This window comes from Cobetia sp. BL01, from assembly GCF_056493605.1.
On sequence record NZ_JBVBEE010000008.1, the window covers coordinates 39949 to 55048 of the forward strand.

Genomic DNA, 15100 nt, shown 5'->3' on the forward strand with positions numbered 1-15100 from the left:
AGTGACAGGTTCGGAATCGACACGTCAGGCGTCCGGCAGGCCAAGCGCTTTCTGCACGGCAGGCCAGGCGGGTTCGCCATCTCGAGTGGTCACCCCTTCCAGCCAGCCCTTGACCTTGGCAGGATTGGCCTTCATCCAGGTGCCAGCCACCTCTTCCTGCGGGCGCTCTTCCTTGCCAAAGCCATAGATCAGCTCGCTCTGCTCCTCGGAGGTGAAGGCGATCTGGTCCAGGAAGACGGTGGCGTTGGGATGCGCTTGCGACCATGCCTTGTTGGCCAGGGTCTTCACGTCACTGGCGCCGCCACCCGGGCCCCACAGGTCTTTGGGGTCCTCCAGGAAGACCATGTCGTATTCGACCCCCATCCAGTGCGGGGTCCAACCGACGAACATGACCCACTCATCGCGCTTGATGGCATTGGCCACCGTCCCCAGCATGCCGGCGGTGGAGGATTCCTTGAGGTCCCAGTCACCCAGGCCATAGATGTCTTCGTCGACGGCACGGTTGGCGATCTCGCTGGAGCCCGAGCCGATCTCGATGGAGTAGATGGTCTTGTCGAACTTGTCGGCGAATTCCGGCTTGTCGACATCGTTCAGTGAGGTGACGCCGGCTTCGGCCACATAACGCGGTACGGCGAAATTGGCTCGCGCGCCGTTCACGTTGTTGCCCAGATCGACCATGGCGCCTTTTTCCATCGCCGCGTTGTACATGGTGCTCTGCCCCGGCAGCCAGGCGGCCAGGTAGACATCCACTTCCCCGAGCGAGATGCCCTCATAGGTGATCTGCGCGCCCAGCTGACGCGTGGTGGGGGAATAGCCCAGCGCCTCGAAGATCTCGGAGGCGATTTCGGTCTTCATGGTCACGCCCGGCCACGGCGGTGCCGCGAATACCACACTGGCATCTTCCGCGGCGCTTGCCGGTGCCGAGAGGGTCGCCAGCAGCAGGCCACTGCCCGCCAGCGCCATGCGCAGCGGCAGGGGTTTCATCAGGTGGGACTTGGTGAAGGGGGACGACATAGTGGATTTTCCTCGTTGTTGTTATGGAGACGCCATTGTCATGAAAATACTGGAAACAAGCGTTTGATTGAAGACGATCTCAGTATAAATTTCACTTCTGCAAAACGCACTTCCCGCAAATAAATCACAATACGAGCAGACAACGCTTACCTTAAGCGCGATCGTTGGATCGATACAAGGCTCAGCGGCCAACGACGCGCATGAAAAAGCCCCCGCCATTGAGGAAAAATGACGGGGGCTTTTCATGACGATATGGCGCTGATGGTCAGACGCTGACAATCAGACGCTGACAATCAGAAGCTGGCGACCTCTTCCGGACGCAGGAAGCGACATTCGCCGGGTTCCAGCTCCGGGTCCAGCTCCACGTCGCCGATGGCTTCACGGTGCAGGGCTTCGACATGATTGCCGATGGCCGCGAACATGCGCTTGACCTGGTGATAGCGGCCTTCGGTGATCCACAGCAGACCCACGGTGGCCGTTTCCATCTCGAGGCGTGCCGGACGCGTCGGCTTCTCTTCGCCATCCAGCATCAGGCCGTGTTCGAAATCTTCCACCGCACGCGCCAGCTCATCCCCTTCCAGCGGGCGCGCCAGGGTCACGCGATAACGCTTGGCACAGGCTTTCTTGGGTGAGGTGACGCGGTGGTTCCACTGGCCGTCATCCGTCATCAACACCAGACCGGTGGTGTCGACATCGAGACGCCCGACGATGCTCAGGCGCTCGACATTGGGCAGCTCGATCAGGTCGTGCGCGCGCTCATACAGGCCCGGCTTGGTGGTGCATTCGACATTGGCCGGCTTGTGGAGCATCAGATAGCGCAGGCCCATCAGTTCCAGGTGCTCGCCGTTCCATTCGACGCGCATGCCATCCTTGACGGCACGCGCGGTGTTCTTGACTACCTCACCATCCACGGTGACATCGCCGCGATGCACGACCTTCTTGGCATCGCTGCGGCTGAGATCCGTGGTTTCGGTAAGGAATTTGTCCAGGCGCATCAGGCCTCCAGAGTGAAATGATCGGCGTCCATCCACGCCGGAAACTTGGTTCGAAACTCGTCGAGGGCGCCGCGTTCAAGCGTCACCGTCTCGATGAAGGATTGGTCTGGCGCGGGGTCGAGGATGGGCTCGCCCTTGAAATCGCAGACCATGGAATCGCCGGTATAGTGCAGCCCGTTGGCATCGTCACCCACTCGGTTGACGCCCACCACATAGGCCAGATTCTCGATGGCGCGTGCCTGAAGCAGGGTGCGCCACGGATGCCGCCGTACGCCCGGCCAATTGGCCACGCACAGCAGCAGGTCATATTCGAAGGCGCTGCCGGTGGCACACTCCGCCGCGCTCATGCCGCCAATCACGGGGCGTTGACGCAGCCAGGTCGGGAAGCGCAGGTCATAGCAGACGGACAGCTGGATCCGGAAGCCATTGAGCTCGACGATCACCCGCTCATTGCCCATGCCATAACGCTCATGCTCGCCTGCCATGCGAAACAGATGGCGCTTGTCGTAATATCTCAGCTCACCACTCGGCGTGGCCCACAGCATGCGGTTGTAGCACTCGTCTCCCTCGAGTACCGCAATGCTGCCCGTCATCACGCAACCGCGCGCGACAGCCTGCGCCTTGAGCCAGGCGACACTCTCGCTGGTCTCCATCGGCTCGGCCATCTCACGGGAATTCATGGTGAAGCCGGTGGCGAACATCTCGGGCAGCACGATGAGGTCGGTCAGGGCATTGTGGCCGTCAGGGCCGGCCGTCAGGCCAGCGGCGTCCAGCTGCTCGCCCAGCAGGCGACAGTTCTCTGCCGGGTCTTCCCAGCGCAGATCGGCCTGCACCAGGCTGACACGCAACTTGCCTGCGTCTTCCCACGTTGCTGATGGATTCGTCACTGTCATGCCGTCTCCCTGATCCTCGGTCATCTTGCCCTCATGCCGCCCTCCCGGGACACGCCTTGCGGGTGATGGAGGGCGTGAGGCCTGCATGCCATCGCGAGCATGAATGCGCCCATTCTACCGTCTGTGGCGCTCAGATGTGAGAGGCAATGCGGGAACTGGCCGACAACTCCGCGCGGCTCAGCCAGCGGATGTGTGCATGAGTCGCCGATGATATATTGACCATCGACATGCTGCCGCGGCCTGAAGGCGCGACGCAGGCCATCGCTTCCCCTTATGCTGATGTTGCGCGGGGCTTGATGCCGGCTCCGTCAGCGCCGGCTGATGAAGCCCGGCGCATGGACCTCGGTCCGCCTGTCGCCCACGCGCGCTGTCACCCCCACTCATTCGTGCTCCAGGAGCCCTGCATGCCTCAGCTTCGCTTCCATGGCGTTACCCCCGCCCGTCTCGCCCCCGTCTCGCGCACGCTTGTCGACCAGCTCAGTGAGGCCACGGCGACGCCGCGCGATGAGTTCACGCTGGAGTGCATCAGCACGCAATATGTCTTCGACGGCCAGACGGTGGATGCCTTTCCCTTCGTCGAGGTGCTGTGGTTCGAACGCGGCCAGCAGGTCCGTGACGTCTGTGGCGAGGCCATCCACCAGGCAATGCGCGAAGCCGGCTACCCCGAGGCCGAGACCTTCTTCCTCGCGCTGAGCCCCTCGGGCTACTACATCGCGGGCAAGCCACTGGCTCAGGATGGCGAGAGTGACTCGCGATGAGCCAGGCGCAGAGCACGCCCGAGAGCGATGAAGCGGCAGCCCTGGCCCGTCGCGAAGGCCTCAAGGGGGTCGGCTACGGCCTGACGGCCTATGCCATGTGGGGCTGCTTTCCGCTGTACTTCGCGCTGTTTTCCGGCATCCCCGCCTGGGAGGTGTTGCTGCACCGCATCCTGTGGAGCTGCGTGTTTCTCATCCTCCTGATCAGCCTGCTGAAGCGCTGGTCACCGATTCGCAGCGCATTGTCCAGGCCACGGCAACTATGGCCGGGGCTGACGTGCGCCTTGTTGATCGCGGCCAACTGGGGGATCTACATCTTCGCGGTGGAACAGCATGAAGTGCTGCAGGCAAGCCTCGGCTACTTCCTGACGCCATTGGTCAACGTGGCACTGGGCATGCTGGTGCTCAAGGAGCGCCTGACTCGCCTGCAAGGCGTGGCGCTGGGGCTGGCGGCGCTGGGCCTGAGCCTGCAGTTTCTCAATCTCTCCGAGCTGCCCTGGATCACCCTTTCGCTGGCGCTGTCCTTCGGCACCTACGGGCTGCTGCGCAAGCGTGTCGCGCTGGATGGCCTGTCGGGGCTGTTCGTTGAGACGCTGATGCTGGCGCCCCTCGCCCTGCTGTTGATCGCGGGTCTGTGGCAGACAGGCGAGTCACGCTTTCTGGCCACGGGCATCGGCCCGCTGGAGCTGCCCGCCAGCGTGCTGCTGATGTCCAGCGGTATCCTGACGGCGCTTCCGCTGCTGGCTTTTGCCGGCGCGGCACGCCGCCTGCGCCTCGCCACCGTCGGCTTTCTGATGTACATCAATCCGAGCATGCAGTTCGCCATCGCGTTGCTGGTATTCCACGAGACCTTGCAGCCCTCGATGCTGCTCACCTTCGTGTTGATCTGGTCAGGGCTGGCGCTCTATTCGACCTCGACCCTGCTGGCACATCGCGCCGAAAGCCGCAGCCGACGGGCACTCAAGGGCGGCACCTCGTGACGCCTTGCCAGTCCACCGACTCTCCAGGAGGCCATTGATGCCGGACACGGCTGACGATACCTGGCGCGCGCGACTGCTGCGCTTTCTCCCCCGCCTGATCGCTTTCGCCTGGCGGGTGCTGGGCCAGTTCATCGCCAATCGTGGCGTGCTGCTGGCGGGGGGGGTGGGCTACAACATCCTGCTCTCCAGCGTGCCGTTGTTCGCCCTGAGCTGCGTATTGCTGACGCATCTGGTCGATGAGTCACGTCTGATGAGCATCATCGCCATCCAGGTCCAGCATCTGGGACCCGGGCAGGAAGACGTGCTGCTGGATGCCGTGCGCAAGTTGCTGGACAACCGTGACGTGATCAGCTGGATCGGGATGGGGGGCTTGCTGTTCTTCGCCGGGCTGGCCTTTCGCATGCTGGAGGATGCCATCGCGCTGATCTTTCATCAGCACCCGGTGATTCGCAAACGCAGTGCCTGGATCTCGGCCCTGCTGCCCTATGCCTTCGTGATGGTGCTGGGGGCCGGCCTGCTGGCACTGACCCTGCTGGTGGCACTGGCCTCGGCGATGAATGATGCCCTGACCCTGCTGACCGGTATCGAGGTCACCCTCGGCGAGGCGGGCAGTGAAGTGATCTACCTGATCAGCATCGTCGGCATGTTCGGGCTGTTCAGCGCCATCTACAAGATCCTGCCCCAGACACGCGTCTCCACTCGCCGTGCACTGGTCGGCGGGCTGGTCGCGGCGACCCTGTGGGAGCTGACACGTCTGGCGCTGAGCTGGTACTTCACTCACCTGTCCTTCGTGGGCGCCATCTATGGCTCGCTGGCCACCTTGATCGTGTTGCTGCTGGGCCTGGAGGTTGGCGCCATCATCCTGCTGCTTGGCGCTCAGGTGATCGCGGAACTCGAGCAATGCTCACGCGAGAACATCCGCTGGTACCGCACGCCCAGCCGCACCCCTCTGACGCGTCTGCAATCCCGTCGCAACGCCATGCAACATGCCGGGGCGATCAGCGAAGAGGAACTGCCACCCGATGAGCCAGATGACGCGAAAAGGCCCGACGAACGCTGACCGGAATGGAAAGAGAGATAGAGAGTTAGGAAAAAGAGAGAAAAAAAGAGAGATACCACGCAAAAAACCGCCCCTCAGGGCGGTTTTTTCATTGGCGCCCCCCCAGCTGAGGGGATGCGCCTTCACGCGACAGCTGCCTCACCCAAAAGAGCCGAGGGCAGCTGGCGAGCGTCTCAGCTGTCGAGAGACGCCTCAAGGGTGATCTCGGCAGTGAACAGCTTGGAGATCGGGCAGCCGGCCTTGGCCTTCTCGGCGGTCGCCTGGAAGTCCGCGTCACTGATGCCCGGCACCTTGGCCTTGGTTACCAGTGCGATCCTGGTGACGCTGAAACCGCTGTCATCCTTGTCCAGATGCACGGTCGCGCGGGTATCGATGGCGCTCGGCTCATGGCCTGCCTCTCCCAGCATCATCGACAGCGCCATGGAGAAGCAGCTGGCATGTGCTGCGCCGATCAACTCTTCAGGATTGGTACCCGCGCCGTCTTCGAAACGCGTATTGAAACCATAGGGCTGATCCTTGAGGGCACCGCTTTCACTGCTGACGGTACCTTTACCCTGCTTGACGCTACCTTCCCAATGCGCGGAACCGGTTTTCTTGATCGTCATGTGTGTCTCCTTGACTGGGTGAACTCTCAGGGGGCCGTTGCCCTCTCCCCATCACATTGTCATGCCAGGCGACGACTTCAAGGGTCCGACACCAGATAACCGCCCTGACCACCGGATACGCCAGCCACCTCACCTGCCAGCGATGCAGGAACGTCAGCGAGAGTTGATTTCTCGTCATCTGCCCCGATCTCTCTTCCATCAGCGTCCAGTACAGCGCAACGGCTGGATGTCTCTTGCACAACGAGCAAGCACTCATTGACTTGCTCACGGAATGGCCTGGCCCATGCTCCACGCCGTTTCCCTAAAGGAGCACTCGACATGTCATTCACGACCCCCTCCCCCTTCCGAGCAGGCGCTTCACGCAAGACGCGCTACGGTGTCGGCATCGCCGCCGTGATGCTGGGCTGCCTGAGCCTGTCACCGGCCTATGCCTTCGACGAGATGAATACCGAGACGGGAGTCAGTGGTGCCGCTGCCTCCCAGCACTCCTCGAACGGCGAGCCGACCACCAGCCACTCCACGCGTACCGCTGAGGACTCCCGCGACAATGGGGCGAACTACCAGCAGCACCAGCAGCCCGAGGCCAGCCAGCAATCCAAGGATGAGGCCAAGCGTCAGGTACAGAAGAGCCTCGACGGCGGAGATATCGGAAGCCAGGGGGGGCGACATGCCAATACTGGCCAGGCCAAGCCGACCGAGAACTGGTTCGGCTGCCCACCTTCCGGCGGCAAGCAGACTGCCCAATGTGACGGCAAGTGAACGCCCGGGCTGCGCCCTCGCGCTAGACACGATTCCCGCGGATGAAACAGGCCCCGCAACCCTTGGTTGCGGGGCCTGTTTCGTTGCATGCACATGCGTGGGTGCAGGGCATGTGCATGGAAAGCAGTACACCGTTGCCACAATATGCAGCAACCGTGAAGTGATTACGAAAATCCCTTGATATTCAGGAAATTACGCAATCAAGTTGTCGAAACGACAACACTCTCCTTCCAGTGATCCCGCTTGTGACACCCCACCTCGGCAGGCACGATATATCGCATACAGATGATCCGTCGATCATCCCTCAAGGCCACTGCACGGCGTCGGCATGACGCCAGCACTGCATCGATTTCCGTCTTGTTCAGTACGCAGTCAGTGCAGGTCCCACGACCGGATACGACAGCGGAGTCATCTCCGCAGGAGAGTTACGCATGACAGACACCAAGACACTGTTCACCGCTCACACGCTTGGCGAGCTTGAGCTTCGCAATCGCCTGGTGCTCGCGCCGATGACCCGTACCAGCGCCCAGGAGGATGGCCTGGTCCACTTCGACATGGTCGATTACTACCGCGATTTCGCGCGCGGCGATTTCTCGTTGTTGGTCACCGAGGGCCTGTACACCGATGAGGCCTTCAGCCAGGGCTACGCCAATCAGCCGGGACTGGCCACTCAGGCTCAGCAGGACAGCTGGCGCCCGGTGGTCGAGGCCGTGCATCAACAAGGCGGCCGACTCATCGCCCAGTTGATGCATGCCGGCGCCCAGACTCAGCACAACCGCTTCAAGGATGAGGTGGTCGCGCCCTCAGAGAGCCGGGCCAGTGGCGAGATGCTCAGCTTCTACGGCGGCTCCGGCCCCTTCCCGCTGGCTCGCGAGATCAGCGAATCGGAGATTCACGAGGCCATCGCCGGCTTTGCCACCAGTGCTCGCCTGGCCAGGGAAGCTGGCTTTGACGGGGTCGAGCTGCACGGTGCCAACGGCTACCTGATCCACCAGTTCATCAGTGAGCGCTTCAATCAGCGCGACGATGCCTGGGGCGGCGATGCCACTGCCCGGCTGGCCTTCCCACTCGCGGTGATCCGCAGTGTGCGTGAGGCCGTCGGCGACGACTTCCCACTCGGCATGCGGCTGTCGCAGGGCACCGTGACCGAGCCGGACCTCAGCTGGGCCGGTGGACCTGACGCGGCTCGTGCGCGCTTTTCGCACCTGATCGAGGCTGGCCTGGACTTCCTGCACCTGACGGGTGGCGATGTCGCCGCGCCCGCCTTCCCCGAGGCAGCGAATGCTGACGAGCGCTCGCTGAGCCTGACGGCGCTTGCCGACCAATCGCGCAAGGCACTGGAGTCAGACATCACGCTGATCACCAATGGCGGCGTGGACAGCTCCGAGAAGGCAGTGGCGGCGCTTGAGCACGCCGACCTGGTCGCGATCGGGCGTTCGGCACTGGCCAATCACGACTGGCCCAAGCGCGTGAAACGCGACACCTGCCTGACGCCCTTCGACTTCGCGATGCTGTCTCCATTGGCCACCCTGGCCAACGAGGAAGACTGGCGCATCGCCAACGACAAGCCGGCCAACTGCGAAGGTCGCTGCTGATGTCGGCAGACTGAAGCAGGACGCAGCGGGCCCCGCCACTCAGTGGCGGGGCCCGCTGCGTTGGAAACCCGTCAAGCCTTCAAGGGCGCTTCTGCACTGAAGGGCAGCCCCGCCGATGCCGGCGGTCTGATACTCGTCATGCCGCGCAAGGTGCTCAAGTGCTGCGCCGTCAGTCCCCTCGCGGCTTCCGACGCCTCGTGCTCTCGCTCATCCTGCGTCTCGCTCAGCAGCGACGGATAGTGCCGCGCCCACTCGGCCAGCTCCTCAAGCCCCGTGGCAAGACTGACCACTGGCCGAAAGCCGGTCAGCGCCTGGAGTGCCGAGGTGTCAGCCCAGGTGCGCTCGACATCGCCCGGCTGCATCGGCAGCAGACGTCTGCGGGCCGTGATGCAAAGCGCCGCTTCCAGTCCGTTGATGAAGTCTCCCAGCGCGATGGGCTCGCCACGTCCGAGATTGAGCACCCGTGACGGTGCCGCGCTGGACACCTGAGCGGGTGGCAGCGGCATGAGACGGAAGATGCCCTCCACGATGTCACTGACATGGGTGAAGTCACGTGCCATCTGCCCCCGGTTGTAGACATCGATCACCTCACCGGCCAGCAGCTTGCGCGCGAATCGCAGCGGCGCCATGTCCGGTCGGCCGCGCGCGCCATAGACAGTGAAGAAACGCAGCCCCGTCACCGGCATGCCATAGAGGTGCGAGTAACTGTAGGCCATCAGCTCATTGGCTCGCTTGGTGGCGGCATACAGCGATAGCGGCCGCTCCCCCACCTGGGCTTCCTGCAGAGGCTGAGCGGCGTCATCCCCATAGACGGAGCTGCTGGAGGCGTAGAGCAGATGACTCGGACGCGCGGCACGGCACGCCTCGAGAAGGTTGACGAAGCCGACCAGATTGCTGTCGACGTAATCGAAGGGCTGGCTGATGGAATGCCGCACCCCGGCCTGGGCGGCCAGGTTGACGACCACCTCGAAGCCCTCGTCCTTCATCAAGGCGAGCAACGCCTCGCGCTCGACCAGATCCAGCGGCACGAAGCGGAAACTGCCCGGCCGGCGGCCATCGCCGCACTCTCCCGCACACTGGCTGGCCAGCGTCTCGAGGCGCGCCAGACGATGCCTCTTCAGCGCCAGCGGATAATAGGGATTGAGGTTGTCGAGTCCGACGACCTGCATGCCTTCCTGCAAAAGGCGCTCGCACAGCGCGGCGCCGATGAAGCCTGCGGCTCCCGTGACCAGAATCTTCATGCTCATTGTCTCTCCTGCGCGGACATGTCCCGCTGTGATGACGCGGACAGCAAGCCGCCCAACGCCGCTGCGGGAATCGTCATCACTCGATGGCGTCCCTGATGGAAGATCCGTGAGGTATCCGCCTTGCCATCCGCTGCCGCCTGACACCAGTCGCGCATGCCGGCCAGCGGGCCTTGCGTGCCTGGTAGACGCAGACACTTCTCCGCCTCGATCACCAGCCAGCCATCCGGATGCGCCGCCTGCCAGGCGCTAAGCGACCCCGCATCCCGCGTGAGCGTCTCCAGTGGCCGGGTCAGACGGCCGGTGAATTGCCAGGTCGCTTGATAGTCCCAGCCGACGACAGCCACCTGCTGGCCAGCCTGCTGTCGGCCATTGATCCATTGCGCGATGGCGGTCTGATCCAGATGCGGCCACAGCGGGCGCAATGTCAGGCTCAACAGACAGGTCACCAGCAACACGCTGCCCAGCACCAGGCGGCGCTGCGCATTCAGGACACCGTCGTGGCGGGCCTGCACACCCGACACCTGACGCGCACTGATTGCCCCAGACGTCGCGCTGGACGGCCACAGGCCTGACATCAATGCCAGCAAGCCCGCGCCAGCCAGGAAACTCGACAGGCTGGCACTGCTTGAGGCCACCAGTGCAGAGTCCGCCGACCATCGTGCAAGGCCTGTCGGCGCCAGTGACGGCATCACGATGACCGCCAGTGCCAGACTGGCAACGCCCAGTCCACCGCTTGTCATCGCCAGCAGCCGCAGCGCCCCATGAGCCGGTGGCTGACGAAGCGCCGCCCAGGCCAGCAACAGGCTCAGCGGCACCAGCAGCGGCATCAGGTAATGCACCTGCTTGCCGGAGATGAGCGAGAAGATCAGCAGGCCACTCAGCGCCCAGACGCGTCCCAGCCTCAACAATGGCTGCTCGGCCGTCGGCCGCTGGGCAATCGAGGCCAGAAACCCCTCCAGCAGCAGACGCGGGCGCAGGCTGAACGGGAAGGTCAACACCACAAGCCATGGCAGATACCACCACAGCGGCCGTGCATGATCCTGCGCGGCGACGACCCGATGCGCCGTCTGCCCCCACAGCAGGTCCTCCACGTAGCTGGCCGGCCCGGTGATGACGGCGGGCAGCAACCACACGCACAGCACCACGAGACCCAGCAGCAGACTCATTCCCCAGCCGCGCCACTCGCCGGCCCAGACCTGGCGGGCCTTCGCCTGAGTCCACCAGGGGCGCGAGCCGACCACCACAGCAAACCACAACAGCGCCACCGGCCCCTTGGCCAGCAGGGCAAGCCCCAGCCACAGCCCACTCTCCGCCACTGCCTTCCAAGGCAAGGGCTGAGCCCCCTGTGGCGAACACCAGGGCCGCAGCGCCCCCAGCAGACAGGTGGTCAGCAGTACATCGAACATCAAGGCCTGGCTGTAGAGCATCCACATCAGGCAACCGGCGAGCGTCCAGCGGGTCAGAGAGACCCACTGCTCACGCATCTGCCATTCATCGCCCTCCCCCGCGGCCACCGGCCACAGGGTGCGAGCGACGCGTCCCAGCTGCCAGATCCCCAGCAGACTGACCAGCGGCATCAGCACTTTCGGCCAGACTTCATTGACCCCGAAGACCGCCCAGCCAGCGTGGATCAACCAGAACAACAGCACCGGCTTGTCCGCGTAGGGAGCGCCATTCATGCTCGAGACGAACCAGTGACCGGAATGCCACATCTCCCACGCCACCGAGACATAGCGGGTTTCATCGATGGGCAGATAGGGTCGCGCCAGCGCTCCTGCCATCAGCAGGGTCAGCCACAATGCCCAGCAAAGCCGCTCGCTGGCACACAGATTGGCCCCTGAGCTGACGGCGCTTTCGGCCAGCGCCATCGCCTTGCGCCAGCGGCCAGCCCGGGTGGCGGGCTCCGTCTCGCTGCGCTTGATCACACGTGAGCGGGGTGTCTGACGTTTCATGGGCGGTCCTCCGTCATCACGTCATGGCGCCCGGGGAGACCGATCAACCGCGCCGCCTCCTCGGAGACCGAGGTCGGCGCCAGATACATCGGCGCGGCATCGGCATCGCCACGACACGCCAGCGCCGCTCCTCCGGGCAGCAGGGCCCAATGTTCATCCGGTTCACTCAGCGTGATGGCCTGCGTTGCCTCCAGGCAGGCATGCCGCTTGAGCATCCTGGGAGTCATCAGGGCCCAGCGATGCTGCGGCGCCGCCTGCAGCCAGGCATACAGCCGCGAGAACTGGTCCGCCTCCGACGTCTTGTAGCCGAAGTGCCATAGCGGCTGGCGCGCCTGCAGGAGGTACTGCTCCCGGAAGTCAGGGATCGCCAGCGCCTGGTGATCACTTTGCTCGGCGACCTGAGCCATCAGTGCCGCCGGATTGCGCACCGGGTCCATCAGTCGCGCGCCCCAGGTCCCCCACAGGACCCAGAAGACCACCAGCCAGCTGCCCAGCGCGAGCAGGCCACCGCGCGGTTTCCACCACGCGCACAGCGCCACGCCAGCCCCACCCAGAAGCCCCCACCATCCCCAGGGCACCAGGCCTTCCTGCTCGGCAAGCCTCGTCAATGCCGGAAGTCCAGCGGCCCCCAGCAGTGCCGCGCCCAGAAAGATGCCGGCAAGTCCCGCGCACAGCGCGAAGGCCAGCCAGGCGACATGCCGCTTTCTGGACAGGCCGGGCAACAAGGGCGCCAGGCCGACCACCAGCAGCGGCAGCGCCGGCAGGAGGTAGACGCCCCGCTTGCCGGGGGACAGCGAGAAGAACACCACGATCAAGACCGCACCGCTCAACGGCAGCCAGACGCGTAGATCACGACGCCACAAGCGGGTGGCGAGAGCCTTCGGCCACCAGGGCAGCGTCAACAGCAGCGGCATCCACGCCCAGGGAATCACCTGGGTCAGGAAGTAGTGCCAGGGCTTGAGGTGGTGCCAGCTGTCGGCGTAGCGCTCGGCGGTCTGCTTGAGCAGAATGTTGTCGCGATAGGCTGCCAGCTCCGGGTCGGCAGAGAGCAGGGACATCACCAGCATCGGCCCGACCCAGACCAGTGGTGCTGCCAGCAACCAGCAGAGCCCGATCAACAGCTCACGCCAGGACAGCTGACCGGCACGCTGGCCACCACTGCGCCAGCGCGACGCTCGGCGCATGGCCAGCAGCCAGAACGGCAACATCAGGAGCGGCAGGAAGCCGACTCCCTTGGTGATGATGCCCAGCCCCATCGCGAAACAGCCAAGATGGAAGTAGCGCACACCATCATCGAGCAGTGCATGGCGCAGCATCCCCCAGCAGCCGAGCATGATGAAGGCGGTGACCAGCATGTCGATCTGCGCGGTACGTGCCTGCAGCACGAACTGCAGCGTGGCGATCAGCCACAGGCCGGCGATGAAGGCGACGCGCTTCCCGTGCAGGCGACGGATCAGATCCACGCTCAGCGCCAGCGTCACCACCCCGGCGCCCAGCGACGGCAAGGCGAAGCCGATGCGAATGTCGCCACTCACGCCGGTGGCCAGGCCACTGAGCCACATGAAGATCGGCGGCTTGTCGGGATACAGCTCTCCCCCGCGATGCGGCAGCCACCAGTGGCCGGTGACCCACATCTCGAGACCGTTGAGCGCGAAGCGTGGCTCATCCGCCGGCCAGGGCATGCGCATGCCGAGCCCGATGGCCGACACCAGCAGATACAGCAGCGCAAGGCTCCACCAGGGGTGGCGGGCGAGGCGTTGATAGAGACGGGCTTGAAGCATCGTCGTCATGCGCACGATGCCTTGTGCCGAGCGCTTCGTGCCTCGAGTCGCGCCACCTCATGGGTGAGTCGGGCATTCTCCTCCGCGAGTCGAGCGTGCTCGGCCCGCAGCCGATTGTCGCCGGCCGCGAGGGGTGAGCCCTCCGGCTCGCGGGCCTTTGAGGAAGCGGTGGGCTTCTCGACGCTCGGTGCATCGTCACTGGCCGCCTGCTGGCGTGACGCGCGGTCCCGCTTGATCAGGCTCAGATTGCGCAGATAGATGAGGAGTCCGGCCCCCTGGCCGGCGATGAACACCGGGTCCTGGCGGTGGATGGCATACGCCAGCAAGGTCATGCCGCCTGCCAGCGAGAACCACCAGAAGGCACGCGGCACGATGGAACGACGCGCCTTCTCGCTGGCCAGCCACTGGATGATGAAGCGCGCCGAGAACAGTGCCTGACCACCGAAGCCGATGGCCACCCACCACGGATTGACATCCATCAGTGTGCTCCCCGCGCCACGCCGGCGTGAGGTGTGGCGATGCCAGAGAGATCGACCGCCCCAGTCGCCCTGCCGGTATCGATCCCCGGCATGTCTCTGGCGGCATGTTCGCCGACTTCCGGTACATCGCGACTTCTGCAGGCGGGATGGAGCGCGACCTCCAGCGGCGACAGCGTCTCACTGACGGCATTGCCGGAGAGATTCTGCAGCGGCGAGGGCAGGCGCGAGCGACGTACCAGCCACATCACGCCGATGATGTCGCTGATGCCGACCCACAATCGATCGAAGAAGCCGTACTTGGAAACCCCGGCGACACGCTCACGATGGCGTACCGACAAGGACTGCACCTTGCCGCCCTGGGCCCGCACCAGCGCAGGCAGGAAACGGTGCATGTGATCGAAATACGGCAGACGCAGGAAGACGTCACGACGTATGACCTTGATGCCGCAGCCGGTATCCGGCGTATCGTCATGCAGCAGCGCCTGGCGGATGGCATTGGCCAGTCGGGAGGACACGCGCTTGACGGCGTCATCGCGGCGTTCGGTGCGATGCCCCGCCACCATGTCCAGTCCCTCGAGACTGGCCAGTGACAGCATGTCCGGCAGGTCTGCCGGGTCGTTCTGGCCATCACCATCCAGAGTCGCCAGCCATTCGCCACGCGCCAGGCGTGCGGCCTGCCACAAAGAGGTGCTCTGCCCGAAACTGGTGTCATGGTGATAGGGACGCAGCCGCGAATCTTCCAGGGCTGCCTGCGTGAGCCAGCGCCAGCTGTCATCGCTGGAGCCGTCATCGACCACGATGATCTCGTAACGCCGACCGGCGAGTGCCGCATGCACCTCGGCGATCAGCTTCGGCAGGTTGTCTCGCTCATCACGCCCGGGTATCAGCACCGAAATCCCCTCGCTCGAGGAATCCTCCTGCGCTGACACCTGCGGTGAGCTGGGGGTGGGCATTGCGGTTGAGGATGGCATGGCACGGCTCCTGG

Annotated in this window: 14 protein-coding genes; 5 read left to right on the forward strand and 9 right to left on the reverse strand. The window is 64.3% G+C overall.

Translation table 11 applies throughout. From position 1 onward, the window contains the following. Positions 1 to 24: 24 nt before the first annotated feature. The 3 genes from ACZYGA_RS13655 to ACZYGA_RS13665 all read right to left on the reverse strand — a co-directional run bounded on the left by ACZYGA_RS13655 (position 25) and on the right by ACZYGA_RS13665 (position 2902). Positions 25 to 1014 (reverse strand): ABC transporter substrate-binding protein, encoded by a 990-nt coding sequence (locus tag ACZYGA_RS13655; protein WP_240499552.1) that lies wholly within the window; start codon positions 1012 to 1014, stop codon positions 25 to 27. A gap of 293 nt (positions 1015 to 1307) precedes the next feature. Beyond that, complete coding sequence (locus ACZYGA_RS13660) at positions 1308 to 2009, reverse strand: pseudouridine synthase (RefSeq protein WP_176502660.1); 702 nt, start codon at positions 2007 to 2009, stop codon at positions 1308 to 1310. Further along, positions 2009 to 2902, reverse strand: a complete 894-nt coding sequence (locus tag ACZYGA_RS13665; protein WP_479399400.1) for a nitrilase family protein — start codon at positions 2900 to 2902, stop codon at positions 2009 to 2011. The genes ACZYGA_RS13660 and ACZYGA_RS13665 overlap by 1 nt, the downstream gene beginning before the upstream one ends. Before the next feature lie 404 nt (positions 2903 to 3306). On the opposite strand from ACZYGA_RS13665, the gene ACZYGA_RS13670 reads away from it, so the two are divergent. The 3 genes from ACZYGA_RS13670 to ACZYGA_RS13680 are packed head-to-tail and all read left to right on the forward strand — an operon-like array spanning position 3307 to position 5697. Beyond that, positions 3307 to 3660 carry a DUF1904 family protein gene (locus ACZYGA_RS13670; protein ID WP_169477152.1) on the forward strand — a complete coding sequence of 118 codons (354 nt, stop codon included), beginning with the start codon at positions 3307 to 3309 and terminating at the stop codon, positions 3658 to 3660. Beyond that, positions 3657 to 4637 carry an EamA family transporter RarD gene (gene rarD, locus ACZYGA_RS13675; protein ID WP_479399402.1) on the forward strand — a complete coding sequence of 327 codons (981 nt, stop codon included), beginning with the start codon at positions 3657 to 3659 and terminating at the stop codon, positions 4635 to 4637. The genes ACZYGA_RS13670 and rarD overlap by 4 nt, the downstream gene beginning before the upstream one ends. 37 nt (positions 4638 to 4674) lie before the next feature. After that, the gene (locus ACZYGA_RS13680; protein ID WP_077372841.1) at positions 4675 to 5697 is read left to right on the forward strand and encodes a YihY/virulence factor BrkB family protein; all 1023 of its coding nucleotides are present in this window, start codon (positions 4675 to 4677) and stop codon (positions 5695 to 5697) included. Between the two features lie 173 nt (positions 5698 to 5870). On the opposite strand, the gene ACZYGA_RS13685 is transcribed toward ACZYGA_RS13680, so the two are convergent. After that, positions 5871 to 6302 carry an OsmC family protein gene (locus ACZYGA_RS13685; RefSeq protein ID WP_077372838.1) on the reverse strand — a complete coding sequence of 144 codons (432 nt, stop codon included), beginning with the start codon at positions 6300 to 6302 and terminating at the stop codon, positions 5871 to 5873. Between the two features lie 318 nt (positions 6303 to 6620). On the opposite strand from ACZYGA_RS13685, the gene ACZYGA_RS13690 reads away from it, so the two are divergent. Continuing rightward, on the forward strand, positions 6621 to 7061 hold the full coding sequence (locus tag ACZYGA_RS13690) for a hypothetical protein (RefSeq protein WP_084208978.1): 441 nt from the start codon (positions 6621 to 6623) through the stop codon (positions 7059 to 7061). Positions 7062 to 7492: 431 nt separating this feature from the next. Further along, positions 7493 to 8656: an oxidoreductase gene (locus tag ACZYGA_RS13695; protein ID WP_284728130.1), complete on the forward strand. Its 1164-nt coding sequence runs from the start codon at positions 7493 to 7495 to the stop codon at positions 8654 to 8656. Between the two features lie 71 nt (positions 8657 to 8727). Here the strand turns inward: ACZYGA_RS13695 and ACZYGA_RS13700 are convergent, their stop codons facing one another. The 5 genes from ACZYGA_RS13700 to ACZYGA_RS13720 are packed head-to-tail and all read right to left on the reverse strand — an operon-like array spanning position 8728 to position 15086. Next, positions 8728 to 9903 (reverse strand): NAD-dependent epimerase/dehydratase family protein, encoded by a 1176-nt coding sequence (locus ACZYGA_RS13700; RefSeq protein WP_479399404.1) that lies wholly within the window; start codon positions 9901 to 9903, stop codon positions 8728 to 8730. Then, complete coding sequence (locus ACZYGA_RS13705; protein WP_479399405.1) at positions 9900 to 11855, reverse strand: ArnT family glycosyltransferase; 1956 nt, start codon at positions 11853 to 11855, stop codon at positions 9900 to 9902. The genes ACZYGA_RS13700 and ACZYGA_RS13705 overlap by 4 nt, the downstream gene beginning before the upstream one ends. Further along, entirely contained in the window at positions 11852 to 13645 is a 1794-nt protein-coding gene (locus ACZYGA_RS13710) for an ArnT family glycosyltransferase (RefSeq protein WP_479399407.1), read from the reverse strand. Before ACZYGA_RS13710 ends, ACZYGA_RS13705 begins: the two co-directional genes overlap by 4 nt. After that, positions 13642 to 14115 carry a lipid-A-disaccharide synthase N-terminal domain-containing protein gene (locus ACZYGA_RS13715; protein WP_136938114.1) on the reverse strand — a complete coding sequence of 158 codons (474 nt, stop codon included), beginning with the start codon at positions 14113 to 14115 and terminating at the stop codon, positions 13642 to 13644. Before ACZYGA_RS13715 ends, ACZYGA_RS13710 begins: the two co-directional genes overlap by 4 nt. Then, positions 14115 to 15086, reverse strand: coding sequence for a glycosyltransferase family 2 protein (locus tag ACZYGA_RS13720; protein WP_479399409.1), 972 nt, complete (start codon positions 15084 to 15086; stop codon positions 14115 to 14117). The genes ACZYGA_RS13715 and ACZYGA_RS13720 overlap by 1 nt, the downstream gene beginning before the upstream one ends. Positions 15087 to 15100 lie beyond the last annotated feature (14 nt).